23 protein-coding genes are annotated in these 26,340 nt (G+C 43.6%); 10 read left to right on the top strand and 13 right to left on the bottom strand.

Translation table 11 applies throughout. From position 1 onward, the window contains the following. Positions 1–27 precede the first annotated feature (27 nt). From G8O23_RS09290 to G8O23_RS09265, 7 genes are all read right to left on the bottom strand, one after another. A complete protein-coding gene (locus tag G8O23_RS09290) occupies positions 28–2,181 on the bottom strand; it encodes a S46 family peptidase (protein ID WP_166364061.1) in 2,154 nt (717 codons plus the stop codon). A 90-nt stretch (positions 2,182–2,271) separates the two neighbouring features. Further along, complete coding sequence (locus G8O23_RS09285; protein WP_166364059.1) at positions 2,272–2,871, bottom strand: Maf family nucleotide pyrophosphatase; 600 nt, start codon at positions 2,869–2,871, stop codon at positions 2,272–2,274. Positions 2,872–2,888: 17 nt separating this feature from the next. Further along, positions 2,889–3,857, bottom strand: coding sequence for an aminopeptidase (locus G8O23_RS09280; protein ID WP_166364057.1), 969 nt, complete (start codon positions 3,855–3,857; stop codon positions 2,889–2,891). A 200-nt stretch (positions 3,858–4,057) separates the two neighbouring features. Next, the gene (locus tag G8O23_RS17555; protein ID WP_262888062.1) at positions 4,058–4,192 is read right to left on the bottom strand and encodes a hypothetical protein; all 135 of its coding nucleotides are present in this window, start codon (positions 4,190–4,192) and stop codon (positions 4,058–4,060) included. A 350-nt stretch (positions 4,193–4,542) separates the two neighbouring features. After that, positions 4,543–5,619, bottom strand: a complete 1,077-nt coding sequence (locus tag G8O23_RS09275; RefSeq protein ID WP_166364055.1) for an Ldh family oxidoreductase — start codon at positions 5,617–5,619, stop codon at positions 4,543–4,545. Positions 5,620–5,687: 68 nt separating this feature from the next. Continuing rightward, a complete protein-coding gene (locus tag G8O23_RS09270; protein WP_166364053.1) occupies positions 5,688–6,437 on the bottom strand; it encodes an SDR family NAD(P)-dependent oxidoreductase in 750 nt (249 codons plus the stop codon). 23 nt (positions 6,438–6,460) lie between these two features. Beyond that, a complete protein-coding gene (locus G8O23_RS09265; protein ID WP_166364051.1) occupies positions 6,461–6,904 on the bottom strand; it encodes a CoA-binding protein in 444 nt (147 codons plus the stop codon). 226 nt (positions 6,905–7,130) lie between these two features. On the opposite strand from G8O23_RS09265, the gene G8O23_RS09260 reads away from it, so the two are divergent. Next, entirely contained in the window at positions 7,131–9,071 is a 1,941-nt protein-coding gene (locus G8O23_RS09260; protein WP_166364049.1) for an ABC-F family ATP-binding cassette domain-containing protein, read from the top strand. 206 nt (positions 9,072–9,277) lie between these two features. Next, complete coding sequence (gene rlmB / locus G8O23_RS09255; protein WP_166364047.1) at positions 9,278–10,021, top strand: 23S rRNA (guanosine(2251)-2'-O)-methyltransferase RlmB; 744 nt, start codon at positions 9,278–9,280, stop codon at positions 10,019–10,021. Here the strand turns inward: rlmB and G8O23_RS09250 are convergent. Then, positions 10,016–10,912: a patatin-like phospholipase family protein gene (locus G8O23_RS09250; RefSeq protein ID WP_166364045.1), complete on the bottom strand. Its 897-nt coding sequence runs from the start codon at positions 10,910–10,912 to the stop codon at positions 10,016–10,018. The two genes, rlmB and G8O23_RS09250, sit on opposite strands and share 6 nt — an antisense overlap. 2 nt (positions 10,913–10,914) lie before the next feature. Then, on the bottom strand, positions 10,915–12,210 hold the full coding sequence (locus G8O23_RS09245; RefSeq protein WP_219932480.1) for a mechanosensitive ion channel family protein: 1,296 nt from the start codon (positions 12,208–12,210) through the stop codon (positions 10,915–10,917). A 140-nt stretch (positions 12,211–12,350) separates the two neighbouring features. Here G8O23_RS09245 and rpe point away from each other — a divergent pair, with 140 nt between their 5' ends. From rpe to G8O23_RS09230, 3 genes are read left to right on the top strand one after another with little or no spacing between them, the layout of a single operon-like run. Continuing rightward, on the top strand, positions 12,351–13,001 hold the full coding sequence (gene rpe, locus G8O23_RS09240; protein WP_166364043.1) for a ribulose-phosphate 3-epimerase: 651 nt from the start codon (positions 12,351–12,353) through the stop codon (positions 12,999–13,001). 4 nt (positions 13,002–13,005) lie between these two features. After that, positions 13,006–13,764 carry a dimethylarginine dimethylaminohydrolase family protein gene (locus tag G8O23_RS09235; protein WP_166364041.1) on the top strand — a complete coding sequence of 253 codons (759 nt, stop codon included), beginning with the start codon at positions 13,006–13,008 and terminating at the stop codon, positions 13,762–13,764. Between the two features lie 12 nt (positions 13,765–13,776). Beyond that, positions 13,777–14,370: an anthranilate synthase component II gene (locus tag G8O23_RS09230; protein WP_166364039.1), complete on the top strand. Its 594-nt coding sequence runs from the start codon at positions 13,777–13,779 to the stop codon at positions 14,368–14,370. A gap of 54 nt (positions 14,371–14,424) precedes the next feature. Here the strand turns inward: G8O23_RS09230 and G8O23_RS09225 are convergent, their stop codons facing one another. Genes G8O23_RS09225 through hypD form a run of 4 tightly spaced genes read right to left on the bottom strand, consistent with a single transcriptional unit; the run spans position 14,425 to position 21,438 of the window. After that, a complete protein-coding gene (locus tag G8O23_RS09225; RefSeq protein WP_166364037.1) occupies positions 14,425–15,813 on the bottom strand; it encodes an aminopeptidase P family protein in 1,389 nt (462 codons plus the stop codon). A gap of 45 nt (positions 15,814–15,858) precedes the next feature. Next, positions 15,859–18,123 carry a S9 family peptidase gene (locus G8O23_RS09220; protein WP_166364035.1) on the bottom strand — a complete coding sequence of 755 codons (2,265 nt, stop codon included), beginning with the start codon at positions 18,121–18,123 and terminating at the stop codon, positions 15,859–15,861. A gap of 40 nt (positions 18,124–18,163) precedes the next feature. Then, positions 18,164–19,072, bottom strand: a complete 909-nt coding sequence (locus G8O23_RS09215; protein WP_166364033.1) for a glycyl-radical enzyme activating protein — start codon at positions 19,070–19,072, stop codon at positions 18,164–18,166. A 2-nt stretch (positions 19,073–19,074) separates the two neighbouring features. Continuing rightward, complete coding sequence (gene hypD, locus G8O23_RS09210) at positions 19,075–21,438, bottom strand: trans-4-hydroxy-L-proline dehydratase (protein WP_166364077.1); 2,364 nt, start codon at positions 21,436–21,438, stop codon at positions 19,075–19,077. A gap of 593 nt (positions 21,439–22,031) precedes the next feature. On the opposite strand from hypD, the gene G8O23_RS09205 reads away from it, so the two are divergent. From G8O23_RS09205 to G8O23_RS09185, 5 genes are all read left to right on the top strand, one after another. Then, on the top strand, positions 22,032–22,544 hold the full coding sequence (locus tag G8O23_RS09205; protein ID WP_166364031.1) for a glutathione peroxidase: 513 nt from the start codon (positions 22,032–22,034) through the stop codon (positions 22,542–22,544). Then, the gene (locus tag G8O23_RS09200) at positions 22,544–22,987 is read left to right on the top strand and encodes a MarR family winged helix-turn-helix transcriptional regulator (protein ID WP_166364029.1); all 444 of its coding nucleotides are present in this window, start codon (positions 22,544–22,546) and stop codon (positions 22,985–22,987) included. The genes G8O23_RS09205 and G8O23_RS09200 overlap by 1 nt, the downstream gene beginning before the upstream one ends. Positions 22,988–22,996: 9 nt before the next feature. Further along, positions 22,997–24,070 carry a tocopherol cyclase family protein gene (locus tag G8O23_RS09195; protein ID WP_166364027.1) on the top strand — a complete coding sequence of 358 codons (1,074 nt, stop codon included), beginning with the start codon at positions 22,997–22,999 and terminating at the stop codon, positions 24,068–24,070. 232 nt (positions 24,071–24,302) lie between these two features. After that, positions 24,303–25,700: an anthranilate synthase component I family protein gene (locus tag G8O23_RS09190; RefSeq protein WP_166364025.1), complete on the top strand. Its 1,398-nt coding sequence runs from the start codon at positions 24,303–24,305 to the stop codon at positions 25,698–25,700. 51 nt (positions 25,701–25,751) lie between these two features. Next, a complete protein-coding gene (locus G8O23_RS09185) occupies positions 25,752–26,333 on the top strand; it encodes an anthranilate synthase component II (RefSeq protein WP_219932479.1) in 582 nt (193 codons plus the stop codon). Positions 26,334–26,340: the final 7 nt, after the last annotated feature.

Raw genomic sequence — 26,340 nt, 5'->3', positions numbered from 1 at the left:
TTAGTGCTATCGGTTTTAAAAGTTTTGCTAATCAACTATTGTCATCTCTTCGATAAGATGGCCAGCGCCAGCAAACTTATCGATAATGAACAGGGCGTAACGAATATCGACGCTAATGTTTCTGCACATATCCGGATCGAACATAATGTCGCTCATGGTTCCTTCCCACACTCTATCGAAATTTACTCCAATTAAATGGCCATAGGCGTTAACAACGGGGCTACCGGAATTACCACCTGAAGTATGATTGCTGGCAAGGAAAGCTACTGGAACCGTGCCGTTAACCTCCCACCTACCGAAATCTTTTGCAGCATGCAAATCGAGCAGTCGCTGCGGAACAACATAGTCGTAAACTCCCATTTCCGATTTTTCGGCAATCCCGTCAAGGGTGGTTTGGTGAATGTACTCAACGGCATCGGACGGGTTGTACCCTCCAACATGACCATAAGCAACCCTAAGAGTAAAGTTGGCATCAGGGTAAAAACGCCTCTCGGGCATCATCTCCATTAAACCTTTAATATAAGCACGATACAGCAGGTCTAGCTCTTGCGAAATGGACCTTTGCTGTTGGTTAATGCTAGCGTTAAAAAGGCTATCGTGCTGCCAGTAAATCTCAAATGCTATATCTTTTTTAAGATTTTTTGCTGCCTCCACATCAAAATTGCTAAGCAGAGCGATAAGCTTTGTGCTATCAGCAAAAATGGATGATGAGAAAAAATTATTGGCTGCAGTGCTCCAGCTGGAATTGCTCTGTATGAATAGCTCGCTAAGTTTTGCTGGATGAAGCGAATCATGAAGATTTTGAGTAAACGCCTCCATCATCTCTGCAAATATCTCCCTATCAATAGGCAGGTAGTAATCCTTAAAGAATCTTCGGGTATTTTCAACCATACTTTGAGCTAAATCCGCATTGGGTTCAACATCTTTTAACGTACTACTTATTAGCCTATTAAACTGGCTTGCAAAGCGAATGGCCTCAACTGCAAAAAAGGCTTCGCGACTGTAATCGGTTGCTACCAAAAGGGGTTCACGCTTGGAGTACAGCTCCTCAAAACGAGGCAGTAAGTGACCGTACTCCGCTTTACGCTCTGGCGATTGGTTTACCCAGCTCTCGAAATCGGCCTCAATGGCTTGCTTTTTGGCAACTGCATCGAGACGAATAAGCCCATTGCGCTCGCCAATCCACTTTTTCCAGGCATTGGCTACGCTGGCCTGCTTGCTGGCATACTGAATACGAACAGTATCGTTGCTCTGCATATAGCCCTTCATAATATCGAGCCTAGCATCGCGCAGCGAAATCTTCAGGGGGTTTGAAATATTAGTCACCTGATTAACCTCATGCGAAGTGATGTATTGCTGCGTGCTACCCGGGTAGCCATACACCATGGTAAAATCGCCGGGTTCAATACCCTTTATGGAGATGGGCAAATGCCTTTTGGGAGTGTAAGGTACATTGTCGGGTGAGTACTCGGCAGGCTTATTATCCTTATCGGCGTAAATGCGGAAGAGAGAAAAGTCACCGGTATGGCGTGGCCACATCCAGTTGTCGGTATCGCCACCAAACTTACCAATACTTGAAGGAGGCGCACCCACCAAACGAACATCAAGGAACTCCTCGTAGATATATACAAAGTACTGATTTCCGTTGTACATAGGGGCTACACGCGCGGTGTAGTGAGTACCCTCAACCACTTCATCGGAAATCCTTTTGGTATTCTCGTTGACCTTAGCCTGACGTTCAACCTCTGTCATATCGGGAGAAACTCCCTCAAGCACCTGGGTTGTTACATCATCCATACGCACCAAAAACCGAACTGTTAGCCCTGGGTTTGGCAACTCCTCGCTCCGCGACATAGCCCAAAAGCCATTGGTTAGGTAGTCATGCTCAACCGAAGAGTGACGCTGAATAACCCCATATCCACAGTGATGGTTAGTAATAATAAGCCCCTCGGGCGATATAACTTCGCCAGTACATCCACGGCCAAAAATAACAATGGCATCCTTTATGCTTGGCTGGTTGATGCTATAGACGTCCTCAGCAGTAAGCCTAAAGCCTTTGCTCTGCATATCAGCAAAGTTGTACTTCTCAATAAGCATTGGTAGCCACATTCCCTCATCGGCCTTGGCTCCATAGGGAAGCAGCACAATTGCCATTAAAAATGATATAAAAAGTCGTTTCATACGTTTATGTTATTAATTATTCCTTTGCGTTTGATAAGGTTTGATGCAATAGGTTTACTTTAAACTTTAGCAAAAACGTTCCTAATCAATCTATTTTTCGCTAAGCAATGCAATTAACTCCGTGTACAACTTCTGTACGGGTAAACCCATAACGTTGAAATACGAACCATCAATACGCTCAATGCCAATGTATCCTATCCATTCCTGAATTCCATACGCCCCGGCCTTGTCAAAGGGTTTGTACGTGTCAACGTAATGTGTTATTTCCTCATCGGCAAGGTTACGGAAGTAAACATCGGTAGTAGCAGAAAAGGTATGTTCTCGGTTACCATGGTATAGCGCAACTCCAGTAATTACAGTATGTTTACATCCTGAAAGTTCCTTAAGTATTGCAATGGCATTGTCCCTATCGGTGGGTTTGCCCAACACCTTGCCTTTGCAGCAAACTATGGTATCGGACGTTAGAAGTATTTCATGGCTTGCAAGCGAATGGGTGTAGAATTCGGCCTTTTTCATTGCAAGGTATTCGGGTATGCTTTCGGGTTTAAGGTTAGCGGGATAGGTCTCCTCAACCTCGCCATTTATTCTAACCTCAAAGGGTAAGCCCAGCTCTGCTAGCAGCTGTTGCCTGCGAGGCGACTGCGAAGCGAGAACTATGGTCTTACCCTTTAAGAGCTGATTTAGCAACATATATTTAAATATAGTTCCTACATGTCGTAACCAATCATCTTACCTTTCTTCATGATTAGCTCGTCGTCGAAATAGACATCGGGCTCAGTAACCAGCCCATCGAGGTGACTACTAACCGAAATGCGACCGCCCATGGTAATATTATTGCCAAAGGCAATGTGGATAGTGCCAAAAACTTTCTCGTCCTCGAGGATTAGCCCTGTAAGCTTGGCCTTGTAGTTGGTTCCAATGCCAAACTCGGCTACGGCACGAGCATCGCGACCCGACTTATCGAGAATCTCGGTTAGCTTCTCGGCCTCTTTTCCACCAGTAATGCTCTCGGCATATCCATTAACAATATCAACAACAATTGGGGTTTCAATCATTCCAATGCTAGCCATTGAACCATCGATAACCAGCTTTCCATTGGTTTGATCCTCCCAAGGTGCAAGGAACACCTCGCCCGAGGGAAGATTACCACTCTCCCCCTTATTGCGGAGAACGCCCTTGCTGCGGATAATCATCCTGTCCTTAACGGGCATGGTTACATCAGTTCCCTTTTCGGTAACCACACGGATTGTGCTTACACCCTCCATTTTATCAGCGATAAAATCGGTTAGCGAAATAATTTTATCGTAATCGGCGCTTAGGCAACGGGCCATTGTGTCAACAGTAATGTTTGGCATAGTACCAACACGCACTCCCTCTTTCACTGCATTTCGGCGAGCATCGGTATGGGTAAGCGACTTGGAGGTAGGACAAACCACCACATCCACCATTTTCATCATATTGGCAACCGCCTCAGGTGGCTCCTGACCATTTATCTCGCGTGCTTTTATTTCGATTAGCATCGACTCTTTGCAGAGATCTTTACCTGCCTCATACAATGCTTGGCCAATCTCCCTTTTAAGCTCATCGGTAATTACCAGTAGGGTTTCGTGGGGCTGCAACCCCATACAATCTCTAAGTGCGATAATTGAGGAATCGCGAAGCTCGTTGTTTTTCATAGCTTATGTGTTATGTTATTATTATTTAATTAATTACTGCAATTAAAATGGAATTGAAATATTTCGAAAGCAAATCTACATTAAATTGATTTACAAATCAATAACCTAATCAAGAGAGGTAAAAGTAAGTCAATAAAAAAACCTTCCTAAATCTCGAAGTGAGACTTAAGAAAGTTTGATAAGCTTATAAAAAGCTTATTTTAACCGTTTTGCTCTACCTGAGCAGTATTTGCTTTACTGTACGCAGGGCAGGTCTTCTTGGCACATGAACCGAAAACCATAGCAACTGCCACAAATACAAGGGCTACAATAAGTGTTTTTTTGTTTGCTTTCATTCTGTAAGGCTTTTTATTACGGTTGGCAATTTAAAAAAAATATCTAACACGTTGTTTCGTCTACACAATTATTTTCAGTATCGGCATAAACTGCACATGGAATATTGTTGTGGCACGAAGTTATCGCAAGGCTAAAAAGGCAAATAACAATAAGAAGAACAGCCTGTTTGTTTAAAACCATCAATCTAGTCATTTTGTTAAAAGATTTGCCTGATTAGTCAGGATTGTTAATAAAATAATAGCTGCTTGAATAAGACAATGTAAAGATAAGTCAAAAAATTATTTTTCACCTCCAAATATATTGTTCTTTATCTCAATAAAAACGTTGAGATAAATCACCAAATCAGAAATTAAAGTTGTTCAACATTTAGAGCATCGGCAATTTCACATAGTTCATCAAATATCTTGGAAATTACTGGAACACCATCTTTTAGGTAAGCCGTTTCAGTTTTTCGCTCGTTATCACCAGGTATTTGCACTGGGTTTGCAAAGTCAGCACTTTTTGATGTGCGGAAAGTGTGAATCCAAGTATCCATCGATTTTTTAAACTCGACCGCTGGGCGGAATGCATCAATACGGATGGCCCCAAAGAAATGCCCCAACCCCTTCCCTACCGACTGTTCAAGCAAGGGTAAATAGGCTACCTGAGGGGGCACAAAGGGACCAAAGTTGGCACCCGATAGCACCGAGGAAAATATATCGACTAAAGCGGTCATACAGTAGCCCTTATGCCCTCCTAAATCAACGCCACCGCCACCAAGGGTAAGAATTGCGCCCCCCTGCTCAAGGATTCCTGGATTACTACTTGGGCTTCCCTCCTTATCCTGAACCAGCCCAATAGGAACAGACTCACCAAGTTTCGATTTTATGGCTAACTTTCCTCTAGCTATCGGTGTGGTAGCAAAATCGGCAATAAAAGGAGGTTCGTTTTGAGTGGGAATGGCCACGGCAATAGGGTTAGTCCCCAGTAAACGCTCAGCACTGTAGGTTGGAGCAACCAGAGGATTGGCATTGGTAAGCGATATGCCTATCATATCGTGCTCCAGCGCCATCATAGAGTAGTACCCTGCAATTCCGTAGTGATTGCTATTGTTGGTGGCTACCCATCCCGTTCCTGCAACTTTTGCCTTTTCGATAGCAATTTGCATCGACTTTTTTGCAGCCACAGGTCCTAAGGCATTATCTCCATCAACCGTTGCCGTTGAAGGCGTTTCGTATGTAGCTCTTACTTGGGGCGAGGTATTTATACGCTCGGCTTTAACCATAGCATAATAATCCTTCACACGCATTAATCCGTGCGAGGGAATACCGCGCAGCTCCGCTGCTATTAGCACATCGGCAACCACCTCGGCATCAGCCGAAGGGCATCCCATAGCCTCAAAGAGCGACTGGGTAAACCGCCGTAATTTCTGGTGATGAAACTTCATTGCAATGAAATTTTTATAACCAATCAACTTAGGGTACTATTTGTTAAAAAAACTAGATATAGAAATGCTTACTTACGAAAAACGTAGTAAGAACTAGCCTGAGCAGTTGGGGTAATCTCTAAATCGTTTACGTTTACATGAGGTGGACGTGTAATTGCGAAAAGAATGGCCTCGGCAATATCTTGTCCCGAAAGCGGAACAATACCAATGTAGGGTTTCTTGGCGCTGTCGGCATCGCCCTTAAATCGTACTAGCGAAAATTCTGTTTCTGCTAACCCGGGACGAATCTCAGTAACCTTTATGCCATGCTTTAGCATATCGATACGCATACCCTGCGATAGGGCGTGAACCGCATGCTTGCTGGCGCAATACACATTCCCATTCTCGTAGGCCTGAACACCAGCAATGGATCCAATATTTACGATATGGCCATACCCCTGTTCAATCATCTTATTTGCCACAATACGAGTTATGTAGAGCAATCCCTTCACATTGGTGTCTAGCATCTGCTCCCAGTCGTCAATAGCCCCCTCCTGTATGGGATTTAAACCAGCGGCCAAGCCGGCATTGTTTACCAGCACATCAATATTCTGCCACTGCTGCGGCAACCCGTTTATGGCAGCCTCTACCTCTTCCCTACTTCTGATATCGAAGCTTAAGCAATGTACTTCGTGTGAGGCTCCAATTTCAGACTTAACCTCCTCCAAACGATCATTACGTCGACCTGTTATTATAAGTCGATACCCATTGTTTGCAAGCAAAATGGCGGCTGCACGGCCAATGCCTGCTGTTGCTCCTGTTATTAGTGCTGTTTTCATACCTAGAATTCGGATATTTTGATTTAACTAAAAATGTTTCTCAAAAAGCGATGAAACGCATGAACCCCCTTAACGGGCTCGGCCCACATAAAGAAGCACTCGCCTGCAATAACAGTCACACCATACTCGTTGCATAGTTCCTTAATATCGGGCGCATCACACTTCACATGAATCCAAATCTTTTTAATCCCCTTATTGGCAGCCTCGCGCGCTAGATCCACAGCCACCTCCTTTCGCTTAATTATATACGCAGCATCTATGTAATCGGGTAGCTGAGTGATAGATTGGTAGCACTTTAGCCCATCAATCTCGGTTTCGTTTGGATTTACAGGAAATACTTCAAACCCCTTATCAACAAAAGCCTTCATTAACGAACGGCTGTAGCTTTGCTTATTACGCGAAACACCAATCAGTGCTACCGATTTAGAGCTAAGAAAGTTCTTTACATCAACATTATCTTTATACATATTGCATCTCCTTATATTGAGTTTTTATGATGATATGATGAGCAAATCGCATCGCAAGTTAAGAAAATATTGGGTTCGATTTTGATGTTCTTAAACCATTTTGGGTGATTGGGTGATTGGGTGATTGGGTGATTAATAATTCAATCAACCAATCTCCCAATCACTCCTCCCCCTTGGCAGTTCCCTATAATTTACTAATTTTGCACCTCCATAAAATTAATTTAAAATGGTATCGCTCAGTCAGGTAACAGTTTCGTTTGGAGGTTTCGATCTATTTAAGGATATCAACTTTTTGGTTAGCCCCAAGGAGAGTGTTGGTCTGGTGGGAAAGAATGGTGCCGGCAAAACAACTCTGCTTAAGCTAATTGTGGGGAAAATGGCTCCAACCAATGGGGTAATTAGTATTCCCAAGGATGTAACCATAGGATATCTCCCTCAACAAATGGATGTGGCCAATTCGCGCAGCGTAATGGACGAAACGATGATAGCCTTTAGCGATACGCTTAAGCTCGAAAAAGATATTGCAAAAATATCGAAGTCCCTGGAGCAACGAACCGATTACGAGTCGGACGAGTATGCCAAGCTAATAAACGAGCTAACCGAAAAGAGTGAACGCTTTAATCTACTGGGTGGGGATAGCCTCGAGGCACAGGCCGAGGTAACCCTGCAAGGGTTAGGATTTAAACGGAGTGATTTTGATCGCCCCACCAAGGAGTTTAGCGGAGGCTGGCGAATGCGAATAGAGCTGGCTAAAATTCTGCTTCGCAGGCCTGAGGTGTTGCTGCTCGACGAGCCCACCAACCACCTCGACATTGAATCGATTCAGTGGCTCGAGGATTACCTAAAAACATTTCCAGGGGCGCTGGTTCTTATCTCTCACGACCGTGCATTCCTCGACAATGTTACCGAGCGTACCATCGAACTATCGTTGGGTAAGGCATTCGACTATAGGGTTCCCTACTCAAAATACGTTGTGCTGCGCGAGGAACGCCGCGAGCAACAACTGGCCGCATATAAAAATCAGCAAAAGCAGATTGAAGAGACCAAAGATTTCATAGAGCGGTTTCGTTACAAGGCTACCAAGGCCAATCAGGTACAGTCGAGGGTGAAGATGCTCGAAAAGATGGATGTGATTGAGGTTGAGGAGGAAGACAACACCTCGGTAAACATCAGGTTTCCTGAGGCTCCCCGTTCGGGCGATTTGGTGGTTAAGGTGGATGAGGTGAGCAAAAGCTACGACGACAATCTAGTATTTGCCGATGCAACCTTCAACATTACCCGGGGCGAAAAGGTTGCCTTTGTAGGGCGTAATGGCGAGGGTAAAACAACTCTAAGCAAGATTCTTGTTGGAGAAATTGATTACAAGGGCGAGGTAAAGATTGGTCATAATGTGAGCATTGGGTACTTTGCCCAAAATCAGGATGAGCTTATGAACCCAACCCACACCGTACTCGAAACTATTGATAGGGTAGCTGTTGGTGATGTTCGAACAAAGATACGCGATATACTTGGGGCATTTCTGTTCAGGGGCGAGGATGTTGACAAAAAGGTATCGGTACTCTCGGGCGGCGAGCGCAACCGATTGGCCATGGTGAAGCTAATGCTACAACCCTACAACCTGTTAATTCTCGACGAGCCTACTAACCATCTGGATATGCGCTCCAAGGATATCCTTAAGAATGCGCTAAGAAAGTTCAAGGGCACCGTAATAGTGGTTTCGCACGACCGCGAATTCCTTGATGGACTGGTGTCGAAGGTATACGAATTTAGGGATGGAAAGGTAAAGGAGCACCTGGGTGGTATTTACGAATTCCTTGGAAAGCGCAAACTTGAAAACCTGAAGGAGTTGGAAACGCGCAAGCTACAAGAAAAAGAGGCGAAGGAGAAGAACGGGCAATCGGACAGAAAACAGGAATGGCTCGACCGGAAAGAACAGGATAAAGTGCTAAGAAAAGTTGCTTCGCAAATAGAAAAGGTTGAAAAAGAGATTAGCGAATTGGAAAATAAAATCGCCGAAATGGACTCTATCCTTAGCAATCCTGAGGGTAGAACTATTGCTGATGATTTCTTTAAGCAGTACGAAAGCCATAAGGTTAAGCTAAGCAACACCATGCATCGCTGGGAACAGCTGCACTACGAAATGGAGATTTTGGGAGGAGAAGGGTGAGTTGGGGATGTTAGTGATCGGTGATCGGTAATCGGTAATCAGTAATCGGTGATCGGTAATCGGTAATCGGTTTTCGGTGATCGGTAATCGGTGATCGGTGATCTGTAATCGGTTTTCGGTAAAATTTCGACTTTATACTTATGACTTTCGACTTTCAGACTTTCGACTTTCAGACTTTCAGACTTTCAGACTAATATAATAACACAATGAGACAGAACACATCGGATGTAATATACGGCATTAGGCCGCTGATTGAGGCCATAAACTCGGGCAAGGAGATTGACAAGGTAATTGTAAAAAAAGGCCTAAGCGGGGAACTGGTGCAGGAGCTTATGAGCCTACTACGTAGCCGAGGCATTGTGCCGCAGTACGTCCCTTCCGAAAAATTTGGGCAGTTTGGCCAGCGAAATCATCAGGGAGTAGTTGCCTACATTTCGCCCGTTGACTTTGAGCCCATTGAAGAGGTGGTGGCTCGCTTATGGGAGGAGGGCAAAACCCCATTCATTGTTATTCTCGATAGCGTAACCGATGTACGAAACTTTGGTGCCATAGTGCGCAGCGCCGAGTGCGCAGGTGCTCATGCCGTGGTGTTTCCCTCAAAAGGATCGGCACGTATAGGTGCCGATGCGGTGAAAACTTCGGCAGGTGCCATTCACCATATGCCTATTTGCAGAGTAAATAGCTTAAAGTCGACAATTTCATTCCTACAACTATCTGGATTAAAAGTGGTGGCCGCAACCGAAAAGGCAAGCAAACTTTACACCCAATCCAGTATGACTGATCCCTTAGCCATTATTATGGGCTCCGAGGATTCTGGACTATCCGATAACGCATTGAAAATGGCCGATGAGCTAATTACCATTCCCATTAACGGAAAGATTAGCTCGCTAAACGTATCGGTGGCATCGGCACTAATAATGTATGAGGTGGTGAGGCAGCGAGGGTTATAGGCCAGCCTCATCAAGCGCCTTGGCGCAGGATTGCTGACCATGGCTAATTATCTCTTTGGCGCGATAAAATTCGAAAACTCCACAGGCATCTTTAGATGTATTCACCAGCACATCGGGTGGAAAATCCTTTAGCGCTTGCTTTGTTGCGCTATTCATCATCACCTGAATTACACGGTAAAGCAAGTCGATATAGCCCAGCTTGGTATCCTTATCGAGTTTCTTCTTCTCGTCACCCTCAAAAAACTCGTACCACTTCTCCTTGAGTTGCTCAAAAGCTGACTTGTCCTCCTCAGATTCATGGTGAGTAACCTCCTCCTCCTTTGGCTTTTTGTAGGGAATAATTGCGTTACAATCGACCGCAATAACCAAATCGGCATCAGCCCTTTGGAGTTGCTCAAGGGGGAGCGGGTGAAGTACCCCACCATCGACCAAAAGCCCTTTCTCTCCCTTTATGGGTGTAAAAACGCCTGGTATGGAGATGGATGCACGTAGCGCTTTACGCAAATCACCCTTATCGTAAGCAATCGCTTTGTTGTTAATAATATCAGTGGCCATAATTACCATAGGCTTTGCCAACTTCTCGATGCTTTTATCGGGGATGAAACCTTTCTTTTGCATCTCCTCAAAAATTTTCTCACCCTTAATAAAGCCATTGGTACCTAGTGTAAAGTCAACAAGGCCTAGCACATCCATTCTGTTTAGCTTTATAATCCACTTCTTAAAGTCGGTGAGGGTGCCAGCCGAGTACATACCCCCCACCAATGCGCCCATAGAGCTACCCGAAAGGGATACTATTTCGTAACCACGCTTCTCTATCTCATCAATTACACCAATATGCACCAGCCCTCTAGCTCCGCCACTGGATAGTGCTAAAGCAACCTTTTTCCCCATACCTAGTTGATAATTGGCCTTTCTACCAAACTCTTTATATCATCGCCCGATGGGCTTTGGAACACCCTTAGCTCAAACTCGGGAACTACTGCCATGATATGATCGAACACATCTGCCTGCACACCCTCATAGTCCACCCAAGCCTTATCGGCCGAGAAGCAGTATACCTCCAAAGGGATTCCCCTGTCGGTTGGTTGCAGCTGGCGTACCATCTGTATGGCGTTACTATTTACCTTTGGATGATTTGTAAGATATCCCTCGATATACTTACGGAAAACCCCCAGATTGGTCATCCTGCGTCCATTCACCGGCATAGTGGTGTCGAAACCCATTTTGGTGTTGTACTCCTCTATCTCCTTGGAGCGCATCTCGATGTAATCCTTCAGGTAATGAATCTTCATGAGTTTCTCAAGTAGTTCAGGAGAGCAAAACTTAACGCTACGCATATCGATAAAGATGGATCGCTTAATACGGCGCCCGTCGGTTCCATCCTCCATCCCCTTCCAGTTGGTGAAGCTTTCCGACACCAGCGCGTATGTTGGTATGGTGCTTATGGTTCGATCCCAATTCTGAACCTTAACCGTATTCAGCGTAATCTCAAGCACCGTACCATCGGCCCCTCGGCTTGGCATCTCAATCCAATCGCCAGGTTTTACCATATTGTTGGCCGATACCTGAACGGAAGCAACCAGACCAAGTATTGTATCCTTGAAAACTAGGGTAAGTATGGCTGCTGAAGCACCCATTCCAACCAGTAGGTTCTTCACATCCTTATCAAAAACAATGGCAATCAGAATAATACCTGCAAAAATGTAAATTATTATTTTAAACAGCTGAATGTATCCCTTTATTGGTCTATTCTTAGCCATTTCGAGGTTAAGATACATATCGTGTAGCGCATCGAGAAACGAGCTAATAACAAACACCCAGGCCAACACAATGTAAACCTTGGTGAGGCTAACAATGGCATTGGTAAGCTCGGGGTTAAAGTCATATAGAGCAACACCGATGGTAAATTGTATAACGAGCGCTGGCGCTAGGTGAGACAGCTTATGAAAAACCTTACGGCTAACCAGGTAATCGTCCCATTTGCTCTTGGTTTTTTTGGTTATCCATGTTAGTCCAACAACTATAATCCGCTTGGCTATATAGTTTGCTATAACAGCAAGAATAATAATTGCTAGAACCGAAGTGAATACTTTTACATGCTGAGCCATCTCCACTCCAAGTCCAATATTTTGGAGCCATAGTTCAAAATTCTCAAGAAATTCATATGTTTTGATAGTGTTCTCTTCCATTTTAGTATATAGTTTGAATTGAGTATACAAATCTAATAAATGTATGTTGAATAATCGACAATAGAAAAACAAAACTACCATCATATTCCAAATTCATAGATACCGACATTTTATTTACCTTTGCGCAAAAGAAGTTAATTATGATAAGGTATATAGCCCCCTCGCTCCTTTCGGCCGATTTTAACAATCTGGGCCGCGATATAGAAATGGTAAACCAAAGCGAAGCCGATTGGTTTCATTTGGATATAATGGATGGCGTGTTTGTTCCCAACATGTCGTACGGATTTCCGGTGGTTGAGCATATTGCCAAGCTGGCAAAAAAACCGTTGGATGTACATTTGATGATTGTTGACCCCGACCGATACCTTGAACGATTTAAAGATGCTGGGGCAAATATCCTTACCGTTCATTGGGAGGCATGTACTCATCTGCACAGAACCATTGCCGAAATAAAAAGGCTTGGGATGCAGGCAGGTGTTTCGCTAAACCCACACACACCGGTTGAGCTGCTAAACGAGATTCTTCCCGATCTCGATATGGTGCTAATCATGAGCGTGAACCCTGGGTTTGGAGGACAGAGTTTTATTGAGAACAGCATCTCGAAAATTGAAAGGCTCCGCAAGATGATTGATGATAAAGGATGTAATACGCTTATTGAGGTGGATGGTGGTGTTGGCCCTCACAACGCTGGCAAGCTATACCAAGCTGGTGCCAACGTACTTGTTGCCGGCAATGCGGTATTTAAGGCTGATAATCCGAACGAAGCAATAAAAATCATTAAAAGTTCATAGCACTATGCCTCAATACACAAAAGCTATTGTAAGACAACCCGGAAAAAATTTTGCTGATGGAATAACCACATCAAACCTGGGTAAACCTGAATACGAAAAAGCCCTTGAACAACACAATGCATACTGCGAAATTCTCAAACGATGTGGAGTGGAAGTTATTGTTCTTGAAGCTGATGAGCGATATCCAGACGGTTGCTTTGTAGAGGATACGGCTGTTGTTACCAAGGAGGTAGCCATTACATCAAGGCCTGGCAACCCTGCTCGCCTTGGAGAACAGGAAAGGTTAGCCTCAGTACTTGCCGACTATAAATTGATTGAAAGTATTGTTGCACCCGGAACCCTTGAGGGGGGCGATATTATGAGGGTTGAAAACCATTTCTACATCGGGTTAACCAAGCGTACTAACATAGATGGGGCAAAACAACTTTCATCGGTCCTCGAAAAGTATGGATACACATCATCAACAGTTTCGGTTAACGATATACTTCATCTAAAGACAGGAATAGCATATTTGGGAAACAACAACTTTATTGCAGTCCAAGAGTTGGCTCACATAGCTCAAAATAGCAATGTTATCATTCTTAACAAGGGCGAGGAATACTCGGCCAACTGCCTAAATGTGAACGACAACCTACTTATCCCAAAAGGTTTTCCAAAATCGAAACAGAATATTGTTGACTTAGGCTACAATATTATTGAGGTTGAGATGTCGGAGTATAGAAAAATGGATGGTGGATTAACATGCCTTTCGTTACTGTTTTAGCAAGAAGTATCAATGCACAAAATTCTTATTCTCGACAATTTCGACTCGTTTACTTATAATCTATTCCACTACGTTAACGAGTTTGACGGGATTGAAGTTGATGTAATAAGAAACGATGAGATTAATCTTGATAAAGTTGAACTTTACGATGGCATTATTCTGTCGCCTGGCCCTGGGTTACCTAACGAATCGGGTCTACTAATACCTCTTATTGAACAGTACAAGGATATCAAAAAGATTTTTGGAGTGTGTTTAGGCCAGCAGGCCATAGCCGAAGTGTTTGGAGGAACACTTGAGAACCTCGACGAGGTATACCATGGTGTGTCAACACCTATAAATATCAACCAACCACAACACTACCTGTTCAAAGGTTTGCCCAGCAAAATTGATGTTGGCCGTTACCACTCATGGGTTGTATCACAACACTCTTTTCCTACTTGCCTAAGTATTGATGCCATTGACCAAAACGGATCAATTATGGCTTTAAGCCATCGTGAACTAGATATTTGTGCCGTTCAATTCCACCCCGAATCGGTGCTTACGCCTATGGGAAAGCAGATAATTTTCAACTGGCTTAAACGATTTGGCAAATGGAGTACTTATTGATTACAAAAAAAAAATCGTCTCGAGAGACGATTTTTTTGTAGAGTATTTCAAGAACTAGCTAAACGCAATCATCCGTTCTTTTTCAACATCCTTAATGGACTTTGCCAGGGGTTTACCCAAAATTCGATGCCCCGTTTCAGTAATCAGGATATCCTCCTCGTTACGTATTCCACCAAAGTTTCGGTATTGGTTAACTTTATCGAAGTTGATGTAATCGCTATTGATACCCGACTGCTGCCACAAATCGATAAGCTCAGGAATAAAGTAAATTCCGGGCTCGATAGTTAGCACAAATCCTGGCTTGAGTTCGCGACCTAAGCGAAGCGATTTTAATCCAAACTGCTTGCTTTTGGGAACGCCACAGTAACCAACATACTGCTCGCCAAGGTTCTCCATATCGTGAACATCGAGCCCCATTAAATGACCCGTTCCGCAGGGGAAGAACAGTGCGTGTGCACCGTTTTCAATGGCATTGCTGGTATTCCCTTTGGTGAAACCAAAATCTTTCAACCCATCGAAAATAATACGGGCAGCGTGCAAATGTACATCCCTAAAATGAACGCCAGGCTTAAGCATATCGATGGCACCATTGTGAGCCCTTAGGGTAATCTCGTAAATCTCTTTCTGAACATCGGTAAAAGTTTTGCCAACAGGGAAAGTGCTGCTCATATCGCCTGCATAGCCCAGCGGTGTTTCATAACCTGCATCTAAAAGAAAGAGTTGCCCCTCGCTAATAGTATTACCGTGGTAATGGTTATGTAGCGTTTGACCATTTATGGTGGCTATAATTGGGAAGCTGATATCGCCTCCCCTAGCTAGGGCAACCTCATGCACTTTGGCCGCTACCTGTGCCTCAGTCATTCCGGGTTGGGCATACCTCATTGCGGCCTGATGCATCTCGGCGGTTACCGATACGGCATGCTCTAGCTCAGCAATTTCTTCCTCCGATTTTACATTGCGTTGCTCGCCAACCGCTGTAATAAATGGTACGCTTACCTTGCTGTTAGCCTCGGCGGGTGAAATACCCAAGAACTTCATCAACTTAATGTAGTGTTCAGATCGATATGGTGGAAGATAATGAATGCTGCCACGCTGCACACGATAAAGCAACTCTGCCAAATCGACAATTGTACCCGTATCATCAACACCTACCTGGGTTGCCATCTCCCTGACCGTTGGCTGCGGCCCCATCCACACTATGCTATCGATGGTAAAATCATCACCAAAAATATAATCCTTTCCATTTTCAATGTCCATTATGGCAAACAACCCGGGTTTGTTGATGCCAAAGTAGTAGAGGAATGTGCTATCCTGACGAAACCGAAAGGTGTTATCCTCGTAGTTCATCCCCACCTCATCGTTTCCAATGAAAAATAAAACTCCCGACTTAAAGTTAGCTCTTAGCGCATTGCGCCGATCGACATAGGTTTGCTTGCTAAACATAGTGATTGATTTTAAAGATTATTTTTAGAAATTAAAAGATTCAAACTACTTGATTGTATACTCCTTTGGATGGTCTTTCCCTAACAAATGCTTTACAAAAAAATCCCAACGCTTGCGCAGAAAATATTTATTCCAATAGCAGGTATCATGGTTGTCGTTTGGTAAAACGATAAATTCAAAATCCTTATTGGCCTTCACCAACTCGCCCGCTAGCTTGTAGGTTGCCGATGGGTTAACATTATTATCCAAATCGCCAGTAACAATCATTAGGTTGCCCTTTAGCTTGCTGGCATTGGTTACGTTGGATTGGTTGTGGTACTGCGAATCGACAGGGAACCCCTGATAGAGCTCGGGCCACCATATTTTCTCCATTCGGTGATCATGATCGGCTGCGGACGATACGCCCACCTTGTAAAAATCGGGGAAAAGAAGCAGTGCCCTTGTGGCATCGTAGCCACCTGCCGAGTGCCCATAAATACCAACCCTTTCGGCATCGATGTATGGGTGTATCTCGGCCAGCTGTTTAATTACATAAACGTGATCGGTTAGCCCATATCCTAGCCTTGCATAGGATACATCATGAAACTCTTTTGATCGGTAAGCTGTGCCTCGACCATCGATATTAACCACTACAAAGCCTAACTCGGCCAGCGACAGATCCATATTGAGCACGCTCCGCGCAAAGGTTTTGGGCGTACGGATGGTATGTGGCCCAGTATAGGTTCCATCAATCACTGGGTACTTTTTGGTAGCATCGAAATTGGTGGGTTTTATTATAGTTCCGTACAGCATGGTCTGGCCATCGTCGGCAAGTATGCTAAACGGTTCTGATGGCTTCCAGCCCAACTCCAGCAGATCGTCGATATCGGTTTGCTCAACCTCCATTACCACCTTGCCATTTTTAAGATTTCGTACTACTGCACTGTTCGGGTCTTTATGTGAGGAGTAGTTATCGACAAAGTATTTCTTGTCGGGTGATATGCTGATATCATGCGTTGCCTCCTCGGGTGTGAGCAACTTCTGGCGCTTCCCATTTATATCAATAGAGTACAAGTATTTCTGATAGGGATCTCTGCTGAGATCGACACCACCCGCAGTAAACCAAATGGTTCCGCTCTTTCTATCGAAATGCTCAACACCATACACGTAGAAACTACCCCTGGTGATTTGGTTTTTCAGTTCACCATTCGACAAGCGATAACGGTACAAATGGCTCCAGCCATCCTGCTCCGAGCGCCAAATAAACTCATCGTTCTTATAATCAACCTCCAAGGTCTCAGTATAGATATCGACAAAAGTTTTGGGATAACTCTCGGTTAAAACTGAGTGTGTATTGCCCGTTTCAAGGTCAACCTCGAATAGTTCACGGGTTTTGTAGCCTCTGTAGTACCTTACATGGTATGCCTTAGGACTATCCTTAAAGGTGTAAAAGCTTGTCCCCAGAAAAGCAGGATTAGCGGGTAAATCTACTTTTATCGGGGTTCTGTCATCCACATCAAAAAGATAATAATCGACCATAGTAACTGCTGTGTCACCCGCCAGGCTTCGCTCGTACGATACAATCTCGGACTGATATCCTTCGACATCTACTTTAAAAAGCTGAAGCCAACGGGTATTCCTGCGGTCGAGCTTTGGAACGATTAGCTTTTGGGAATCTTGGCTCCAGTAAACCTCAATGTTGTAATCGTTCTTTTCGCCCTTACTGTCGTTGCGGGTAAAATACCAGCTAAGGGTGTGCCCATAACCGTTTTCGGGGGTGCCGTTGGTGGTTAGCTGATGCTCCTGACCAGAATTCTTTTCGCGTAGGTAGATATTGCCATCGCTAATAAATGCAATCCACTTACCATTGGGCGACTGCGATTCCTTGCGAGAGGGCTGATTGCTTACCATTGCCCTAAGCAAATTTTGGGAAGAGTTATATGCCCATTGCCTTTCCTTGGCCCAGAATGTGAGTTCATCCCATCCAACTTGCTGAATCCTGCTAATTGGCAAATCGTAGGGCTCAACTTTTTCGCCAAGGCTATCGGATAGCAAAGAGGCCAATGCATCATGATTAAATGCCACTGATTTGTGCTTCCTATCGGGATTTACCCGATAAAACTCCTTCCCCTTCCGAGTAGTAACATTGTATACAAAAGTACTATTATCGGATTGCCATACTGGCGAAACCCAACTTTTGTAAATGCTTTTACCTAGATTTTGTTGTAAAAACATCTCCGCACGCTGGTAATCCTCAACGGTAACCTGACCTAAAGAAAATAGCGGAATTACTACTAATGCGCTAACCAATAGCTTCTTAATATTCTTCATACTAATAAGTATTTGTGTTTTACTAATCAATCATTTTTAATTACCCTCCTACAGTTGCCAGGATTTCAAACACCGCAAATATTTCAACTGCTTTACTTAAAGTTGTTTTACTGGGCTCTGACATACGTTGGAAGGAGCTTTGCCCCCACAACTTGGCGTATTTTGCCTCGGCAATATTATGGTATGGTAAAAGGTTAACTGTAATTTTTGTGCCCGATAGTTCGGAAATGAACTTTGCTGTTTGCTCAAAATTTTGCACGGTATCATTAACACCAGCTATAACAGGTATCCGTATAATGATTTCTGCTCCGACTTCAGCAATTGCTTTAAGGTTCTGTTGAATCAATTCATTGTCTGCCCCTACCCATTTTCGGTGTAACTCGGCATCCATCATCTTTAGGTCGAACAGAAACAGATTGGTTCGTTTGGCTACCTCAAGAATTACTTCCGTGTTCACATTGCCAGCAGTATCAACCGCGGTGTGGATACCCCTTCGTTTGCACTCATCTAGCAATGGGATAAGCAATTTGGAATGCAGCAGAGGTTCTCCGCCCGAAAAGGTTACTCCCCCACCCGACTGGTCGAAGAAAACCCGCTCCTTTTCAATAATGTCCATAACTTCAACAACCGACATTTGCTTGCCCGACATCTCAATGGCTTTGGTAGGGCAAACCTCGGCACATTTTCCGCAAAGTAGGCAAAGCGAGCTATCGGTTACAATTCCTTGGGATGTTAATGATAGGGCATTCGCAGGACAAACTGTAACACAAGTACCACAGCCTATACACTTTGCCGGGCTATACATCTTTTCCGCCTTTGGCGATATACTTTCGGGATTATGGCACCAAGCACAATGCAGGTTACAGCCTTTAAAAAAGATAACAATTCGAATACCTGGCCCATCGTTTATGGCGTATCGCTTTATGTCAAAAATTAAGCTGTTGCTCATAATCAAAAGGCATCATTCTCGGTACGCTCAATTATCTCCTGCTGTAGGTCGGCATTCATATCGTTGAAATAATCGCTGTAACCAGCCATACGAACCATCAAATCCTTATAATCTTCGGGGCTTTTCTGTGCAGCCAAAAGCGTGGCCGTATCAACAATATTAAACTGAATATGATGGCCGCCAAGGGTAAAGTAGCTGCGGATAAGATGTCCAAGCTTCTTAACATCCTCTTCTCTTTTGAGCAGACTAGGTAAAAACCTCTGATTCAGCAATGTCCCGCCCGACTTACTCTGATCGATCTTGCTAAGCGATTTGATTACTGCCGACGGCCCGTGCGTATCGGCACCATGCGAGGGCGATGTACCATCGGAAATGGCTTTGCCAGCCATACGCCCGTTGGGCGTTGCTCCCAGCACCTTGCCAAAATACACGTGGCAGGTGGTGGATAGCATATTCATATGGTACTTACCTCCCGGTTTTATGTTGGGTTTTCCATCAATGGTCTCGAACAGATCATTGTATACCTGAACAGCAATTGAATCGGCATAGTCGTGGTCGTTGCCAAAGAAAGGGGTGCGATTCAATATGGTTTGACGCATAACCTCATCGCCCTCAAAATTCTTCTGTATTGCAGAAAGAATCTGATCCATAGAAAAATTATGCTCTTCGAACACATGTTTCTTCAGCGCAGCAAGGCTGTCGGTTACAGTGCCCAAACCGCAGCACTGAATATAGCTGGTGTTGTAGCGAGGCCCTCCATCGTAGTAGTCGCGCCCACTGCTGATGCAATCGTCAATTACAACCGAAAGAAACGGCGCTGGGGCATACTTAGCAAACATACGGTCGATATAGTTGCTTACGCGCATTTTCTGATCAACTACATATTGCAACTGCTTTACAAAAGCCTGATATAAATCGTCGAAGGTTTTAAAATCGATAGGATTACCAGTTTCAATGCTTACCTTATTCCCTGTCAACGGATCGATCCCATTATTTAGGGTTACCTCAAGTATTTTAGGAACGTTTAAATAGCCTGTTAGTAAGTAAGCCTCTTTACCAAATGCCCCAACCTCGATACAACCACTACAACCACCCTCGCGAGCATCTTGCAAATCCTTACCTTGGCGTAGCATCTCCATAATATAAACATCGGGGTTAAACACCGATGGAAAGCCATGCCCCTGCCGAATTACCCGAGCTGCAGCATGCAGAAACTTATCGGGTGTTTTGGCACTTATATGTACAGAATTTCCAGGTTGTAGGATATGCAGTTCCTCAGCCACCTCGAGCATAACATACGACAACTCGCTTGTTCCATCGGAGCCATCGTGCTTTACACCACCCAAATTGATGTTCGTAAAATCGTTATACGTTCCGCTTTCGCGGGCTGTAATACCAACCTTTGGAGGGGCAGGATGGTTATTTACCTTTATCCAAAAGCACGAAATTAGTTCCTTAGCCTCATCGCGTGTAATAGTGCCCTGGGCAATTTCCTGCTCGTAGAATGGGGTTAGGTGCTGGTCGAAATGACCGGGGTTCATAGCATCCCAACCATTAAGTTCGGTTATGGTTCCCAGATGAACAAACCAATACATCTGTATGGCTTCCCATAAATTGCGGGGAGCATGCGCAGGAACCCAACGGCACACCTCGGCAATGCGTTGTAACTCTTTAACTCTCTGTGGATTTTTTTCTTGCGATGCAAGCAGCTCAGCCAGCTCAGCATGGCGCTCAGCAAATACAATTACGGCATCGCACGATATGCTCATCGCTTTCCACTGCTCGGCCTTATCGGTTGCATCGGGATCGTTTAGATAGTCGAGGTTGGCAATGTTATCCTCAATCTCCTTTTTAAAATCGAGCATTCCCTTACGGTAAATCTTGCCATCGAGCGCAGTATGGCCAGGGGCACGCTGCTCCATGAACTCAGTAAACAACCCAGCTTCGTAAGCAGCCCGCCACTCGCTGGGCACATGGCTAAAAATCCTTTCGCGTTGGGTTTTGCCTTGCCAGTAGGGAATAACCTCTTTCTCGTAAAGGTCAATGTCTTGCTGACTAATGCTATATCGCTGGAGCTCGCGCGTGTTAAGCACATGCAAATCCTCAACGCTATGGCAGGTGAGCTCAGGAAACGTACAAACGCTTTTGGGTTTTGGGCCACGCTCGCCCACAATCAATTCATCATCGCCTATGTATATGGTTTTGCGCTTACAATGATCCAAAAAGTTTAAAGCCCTTAGCACTGGAATAGAATACTTTCCGTAATTTTCCCTATAAAACTCTGTTTCGTGCAATGCCCTTTCAATTGAAAGGGAGGGTTGCGTTTCAACGCTTAGCTTACGCAGTTTTTGAATTCGCTCAATCATACCTGGGTTATTTTCATTGGCCAAATGGCTTTTATAATTTTTCTCGGAGGATTTTGACCTCTCAGGCTTGGTGGTGTGGGGTATATTCTTATCAAACATAGCTGTAGCTCTTTGAAGGTAAACTGAATAATCAATTTATATTGATTTAGACGGTGCAGCAAGCACAATTCCCAACAGGGAAAAAGGATAAAAACGGGAAAAGGAATGAGAAGTGATCTAGCAAATCCAGCAAGCGTAAAGCCCCTTGCCGTTGTTGTGGTATAACGTTGATATTGATTTGCTATTAGCCATATGAATGGAGTATAGTAAATGCAAACATATACTATAAATTGCAAAATGTCAATGATTTTTGTCAGACATCACTATAAATCGCCTCATAATATGTGATAAGTTTCAAACTATACTGCTTGGCTATGAGTGTTCTTTAAAAAATACTTACACCCTATAGGTCTATATATCATCGAATTAAAAACAGTGTAGAAAAATTTTGTAATTATTTATTTATATCGCTTGCGACATATTATTTAATTCGTACATTTGCATCGTGTTCGATATTGTCTTTTTCGATATTTAAATCTTTAAAACTTATAGCAATGAAAACAGAAGCGATAAACAAAAGCATTTACGACATTACAGTAAAAGCAAAGGATGGCAGCGAGGTATCAATGGAGAAATACCGTGGTAAAGTGCTACTGATAGTGAACACTGCTACCATGTGCGGATTTGCCAAGCAGCTGGGTAGCTTGCAAGATATACATGATAGATTTGGTGGCAAGGGATTCGAATTGCTTGCATTTCCAAGCAATCAGTTTGCTAATCAAGAACCTCGCGATGGCGATGAGATTTCAGATTTCTGCAAGATGAATTACGGGGTTACCTTTAACTTTTTCGATAAAATTAGGGTAAATGGTGAGGGAGCATCGCCCTTGTTCATATATTTGCAGGAGGCAGCGCCTGGGTTGCTTGGCTCGAAAAGTGTAAAATGGAATTTTACCAAGTTTCTAATCAATAAAAATGGTATTCCAGTAAAACGCTATAGCCCCATGACGCCACCCGAAAAGATTATTCCAGACATTGTGAAACTTATTGAAAAAAACGAGCTGTAATGGCACACGACCAGCTAAAGCTTAGCAATCAGATTTGCTTTCCCGTTTACGCAGCATCGAGGCTTATTACCAGAGAGTATCAGCCTCATCTGGATGAATTGGGAATTACCTACCCACAGTACATTGCCCTAATGGTGCTGTGGGAAAAGGATGAAATTTCTGTTAACGAGATTACTCAAAAGTTAATACTCAACACTAATACTGTAACCCCATTACTTAAGCGTATGGAGTTGCAGGGGCTAATTACCCGCCAACGCTCAAATACCGATGAGCGTAAGGTGATAGTAAAGTTAACCCAGAAAGGAAAAGCCCTTGAGGAGAAGGCTGCCGAAATTCCACAAAAGCTTATTGAAGGGTTGGCTGATAGCAATATGACGGTTAACGAGCTAATTAGTCTGAAGGAAAGCCTTTACCAAATAATTAACTTTCTACATAACAAATAAGTTGGAAACTTGAAATTATCTAAAGTAGTAACACTCTTACTCGTTATACTCCCATTGTTTGTCAACGGACAAGAGGAAAGGTTCAATCGTATTTCAGATAATCCAGGTGGGTTGTATGGAGCCAAGAGTTTGTGGAATCCTCAATGGTTCCAGGGGTACGACAAGCAGCACAGCTACTTCGAGGGCTGGTACTTCAAAATGGTTTCGGCCGATGGAAACCACCGTTTTGCATTTATACCGGGGATTTCACTTGGTAAAGACACTCACGCCTTTGTTCAGTTTATCGATGGGCAAACGGGCAAAACCCAATACTTCAGGTTTGATATTAACGACTTCTACTACTCAAGCAACCGCTTTGCCGTTTGGGTTGGCCCCAATTTTTTCAGCGCCGACAGTTTTTTTGTTGATCTAGGGCGAGGAGATAAAAAAATAATTGGAAAAGGAATTATTTCAAATAGAGTTGAATACCCTGTAAGACCTTTATCACCGGGTATAATGGGATGGTACAGGTTTGTTCCATTCATGGAGTGTTTTCATGGTGTGGTAAGCATCGATCATAAAATTTCAGGCAATTTACTCATTAACAACAAATTAATATCCTTAGAGAATGGGAAAGGTTACATTGAAAAGGATTGGGGAAAGAGCATGCCTTCGGCATGGATTTGGACCCAGAGTAACACATTTGATGATGGCTCTAACACCTCGTTCATGCTATCTATTGCCAATATTCCATGGATAGGAAGATCGTTTACAGGTTTTCTAGGCTTTTTATGGGTAAATGAAACACTCTACCGATTTGCAACCTACACCGGAGCAAAGGTTGAAAGGTTAAATCGCACCGATGATAGAATTGAGGTTGTAATTAAAGATAAGAATTTTACCATAGAATTTTTTGGCCTCAAGGGTATGCGTGGCGAATTGCTAGCCCCAGTTGCCGGTGACATGTCGCGAACAATTCACGAAAGTATTGATGCGGAAATTAGAGTTATTTTAAGAGATATAAATGGCACAATAATTTACGATGGTACTGCAAAAAATGCTGGTTTGGAGCTGGTTGGTGATCCTAAAAAATTAAATCCATAAAAAATTTTCATCTGCAAACAGGATTTCTTAAAAAAAAGTTCTTATCATTGCAGTCAGAAAAAAAATGAAACACATGTTCAATTTCAACCTAAATAACGCATGGTGGTGGCACAGTAAAATTATTGCTGTGCTAAGCCCTATTGTAGTATGTTGATATAAGAACTAGATTCAATACAACTCATTTAAGAGCCCGCTTAGCAATAAGCGGGCTCTTTTTTTTAACTCTTACATTATGACAACTCAAACATTTACCGCAACCACAAAACACCTTCAAGCCGATTTGCTTACTCCGGTGGGCATTTACCTTAGGCTGCGCGACGCCTTTCCGCAAAGCATTCTTCTGGAGTGTACCGAGTATAACTCCAGATCGAATGCCTTCTCCTATATCTGCGCCAACCCAATGGTGGGTATCGAAGTAGATAATGAAGGAGTATTTATTAAGCAGAATGGCTATAGAACCCTTTTTAGCAGCATAAACAAAACTGTAGATGGGGTTAGCCAATTTACCGCTAGTATCAGAATTGAAGGAAACATACAGCACGATCTGATGCCAGGTTTATTCGGATTCACAACCTACGATGCAATAAACCTGTTCGACAATGTTGATATTGCTGTAGACAAAAGCAAAAACATTCCGTACATAAAATACGATCTTTACCAGATTGTAATTGCCTTCAACCACTTTACCAACACCCTTAGCATTACGGAGCTACTACCCCATAATGCTGAAAGCACTATGAATAGGGTGATCAACTCACTTAACAATAAGAACTCCACCCCTTACCCATTCACCCTAAAAAGCAATGAGCAAAGCAATACCTCCGATGATCAATATAAGGAATTGGTAAAAAAAGGAAAACATTACTGCGCCATTGGTGATGTATTTCAGATTGTACTTTCACGGCAGTTTACACGATCCTATCAGGGCGATGAGTTCAATGTTTATCGTGCGCTACGAACAATCAATCCATCGCCTTACCTCTTTTTCTTCGATTATTCTCGATACAAACTATTCGGGTCATCACCCGAGGCACAGCTAAAGGTAGGGGATGGTGAGGCAATTATTAATCCAATAGCCGGAACAACCAAGAAAACGGGTGACGCACTTAACGATGCCCTTAGTCTAACCGAAATGCTTAACAGCGTTAAGGAGAATTCCGAACACGCTATGCTAGTAGATCTGGCCCGCAACGATTTAAGCCGAAGCTGCTCTGAGGTAAAGGTCGACTCCTATAAGGAGGTTCACTCCTATTCGCATCTTTTCCATCTGGTATCAACAGTTAAAGGTAAGATTGAGGGCAACACCAAACCTTACCAGCTGCTGGCCGACACATCTCCCGCTGGAACGCTTAGCGGTGCTCCCAAGCACAGAGCAGTAAAGCTAATTTCAGAACTAGAGGGAACTCCCCGTGGTTTTTACGGAGGCTCCATTGGTTTTATGGGCTTAAACGGAAACCTAAATCACGCCATTATGATTCGATCATTCTGTTGTTATAAAAACGTAATCACCTATCAGGCAGGTGCCGGTGTGGTTATTGGCTCAACGCCCGAGGGGGAACTGGCCGAGGTGAACAACAAGATTGCTGCCCTAAGGCAGGCACTGGAACAAGCGGGTTTAAATGATTATTGATTAATGATTAATGGCAAATAGGTCTTTCCGACAATAAAAAAATAAAAAGCAATGATCAAGATATTGGTAATAGACAACTACGACTCTTTCACATACAATCTGGTTCACTACCTGAGGGAGTTCCCAAACACAAAGGTTGATGTGTATCGAAACGACAAAATCGCCATCGAGAAAATTGAAGAGTACGACGGCATTCTTATCTCACCGGGTCCGGGATTACCCAAAGATGCTGGAGAATTGATGTCAATTCTGAAAACCTACAAAGCATCGAAACCAATTTTGGGAATTTGCCTTGGACTGCAGGCTATTGGGGAATTGTTTGGCGGCAAGCTCGAAAATCTAGAATCGGTTTTTCACGGGGTGGCCACTGAAATCAAAATAAATCAACCTACACATTACCTGTTTGAAGGATTACCCGAAAGTATAAGCGCGGGAAGATACCATTCGTGGGTTGTTTCGAATAATCAACTACCTAATGATCTGAAAGTTGAAGCCACGGATAAATCGGGTTTTATTATGGCTTTGAGCCATACAAAATTTAATATATGCGGCTTGCAGTTCCATCCCGAGTCAATACTCACCCCCGATGGCAAGCAGATAATCTTTAACTGGTTAAAAAGAACACAAAGCTAAAACAACA

This window comes from Perlabentimonas gracilis (assembly GCF_011174675.1).
Taxonomy (GTDB): Bacteria; Bacteroidota; Bacteroidia; order Bacteroidales; family Tenuifilaceae; genus Perlabentimonas; species Perlabentimonas gracilis.
The sequence above is the reverse complement of the archived record's forward strand: the minus strand, read 5'-3'. Positions and strand labels throughout refer to the sequence as shown.

Coding starts and splice junctions, on each gene's coding strand:
- G8O23_RS09290 (WP_166364061.1), bottom strand. CDS start 2,181: ATGAAACGACTTTTTATATCATTTTTAATGGCAATTGTGCTGCTTCCC.
- G8O23_RS09285 (WP_166364059.1), bottom strand. CDS start 2,871: ATGTTGCTAAATCAGCTCTTAAAGGGTAAGACCATAGTTCTCGCTTCG.
- G8O23_RS09280 (WP_166364057.1), bottom strand. CDS start 3,857: ATGAAAAACAACGAGCTTCGCGATTCCTCAATTATCGCACTTAGAGAT.
- G8O23_RS17555 (WP_262888062.1), bottom strand. CDS start 4,192: ATGAAAGCAAACAAAAAAACACTTATTGTAGCCCTTGTATTTGTGGCA.
- G8O23_RS09275 (WP_166364055.1), bottom strand. CDS start 5,619: ATGAAGTTTCATCACCAGAAATTACGGCGGTTTACCCAGTCGCTCTTT.
- G8O23_RS09270 (WP_166364053.1), bottom strand. CDS start 6,437: ATGAAAACAGCACTAATAACAGGAGCAACAGCAGGCATTGGCCGTGCA.
- G8O23_RS09265 (WP_166364051.1), bottom strand. CDS start 6,904: ATGTATAAAGATAATGTTGATGTAAAGAACTTTCTTAGCTCTAAATCG.
- G8O23_RS09260 (WP_166364049.1), top strand. CDS start 7,131: ATGGTATCGCTCAGTCAGGTAACAGTTTCGTTTGGAGGTTTCGATCTA.
- rlmB (WP_166364047.1), top strand. CDS start 9,278: ATGAGACAGAACACATCGGATGTAATATACGGCATTAGGCCGCTGATT.
- G8O23_RS09250 (WP_166364045.1), bottom strand. CDS start 10,912: ATGGGGAAAAAGGTTGCTTTAGCACTATCCAGTGGCGGAGCTAGAGGG.
- G8O23_RS09245 (WP_219932480.1), bottom strand. CDS start 12,210: ATGGAAGAGAACACTATCAAAACATATGAATTTCTTGAGAATTTTGAA.
- rpe (WP_166364043.1), top strand. CDS start 12,351: ATGATAAGGTATATAGCCCCCTCGCTCCTTTCGGCCGATTTTAACAAT.
- G8O23_RS09235 (WP_166364041.1), top strand. CDS start 13,006: ATGCCTCAATACACAAAAGCTATTGTAAGACAACCCGGAAAAAATTTT.
- G8O23_RS09230 (WP_166364039.1), top strand. CDS start 13,777: ATGCACAAAATTCTTATTCTCGACAATTTCGACTCGTTTACTTATAAT.
- G8O23_RS09225 (WP_166364037.1), bottom strand. CDS start 15,813: ATGTTTAGCAAGCAAACCTATGTCGATCGGCGCAATGCGCTAAGAGCT.
- G8O23_RS09220 (WP_166364035.1), bottom strand. CDS start 18,123: ATGAAGAATATTAAGAAGCTATTGGTTAGCGCATTAGTAGTAATTCCG.
- G8O23_RS09215 (WP_166364033.1), bottom strand. CDS start 19,072: ATGAGCAACAGCTTAATTTTTGACATAAAGCGATACGCCATAAACGAT.
- hypD (WP_166364077.1), bottom strand. CDS start 21,438: ATGATTGAGCGAATTCAAAAACTGCGTAAGCTAAGCGTTGAAACGCAA.
- G8O23_RS09205 (WP_166364031.1), top strand. CDS start 22,032: ATGAAAACAGAAGCGATAAACAAAAGCATTTACGACATTACAGTAAAA.
- G8O23_RS09200 (WP_166364029.1), top strand. CDS start 22,544: ATGGCACACGACCAGCTAAAGCTTAGCAATCAGATTTGCTTTCCCGTT.
- G8O23_RS09190 (WP_166364025.1), top strand. CDS start 24,303: ATGACAACTCAAACATTTACCGCAACCACAAAACACCTTCAAGCCGAT.
- G8O23_RS09185 (WP_219932479.1), top strand. CDS start 25,752: ATGATCAAGATATTGGTAATAGACAACTACGACTCTTTCACATACAAT.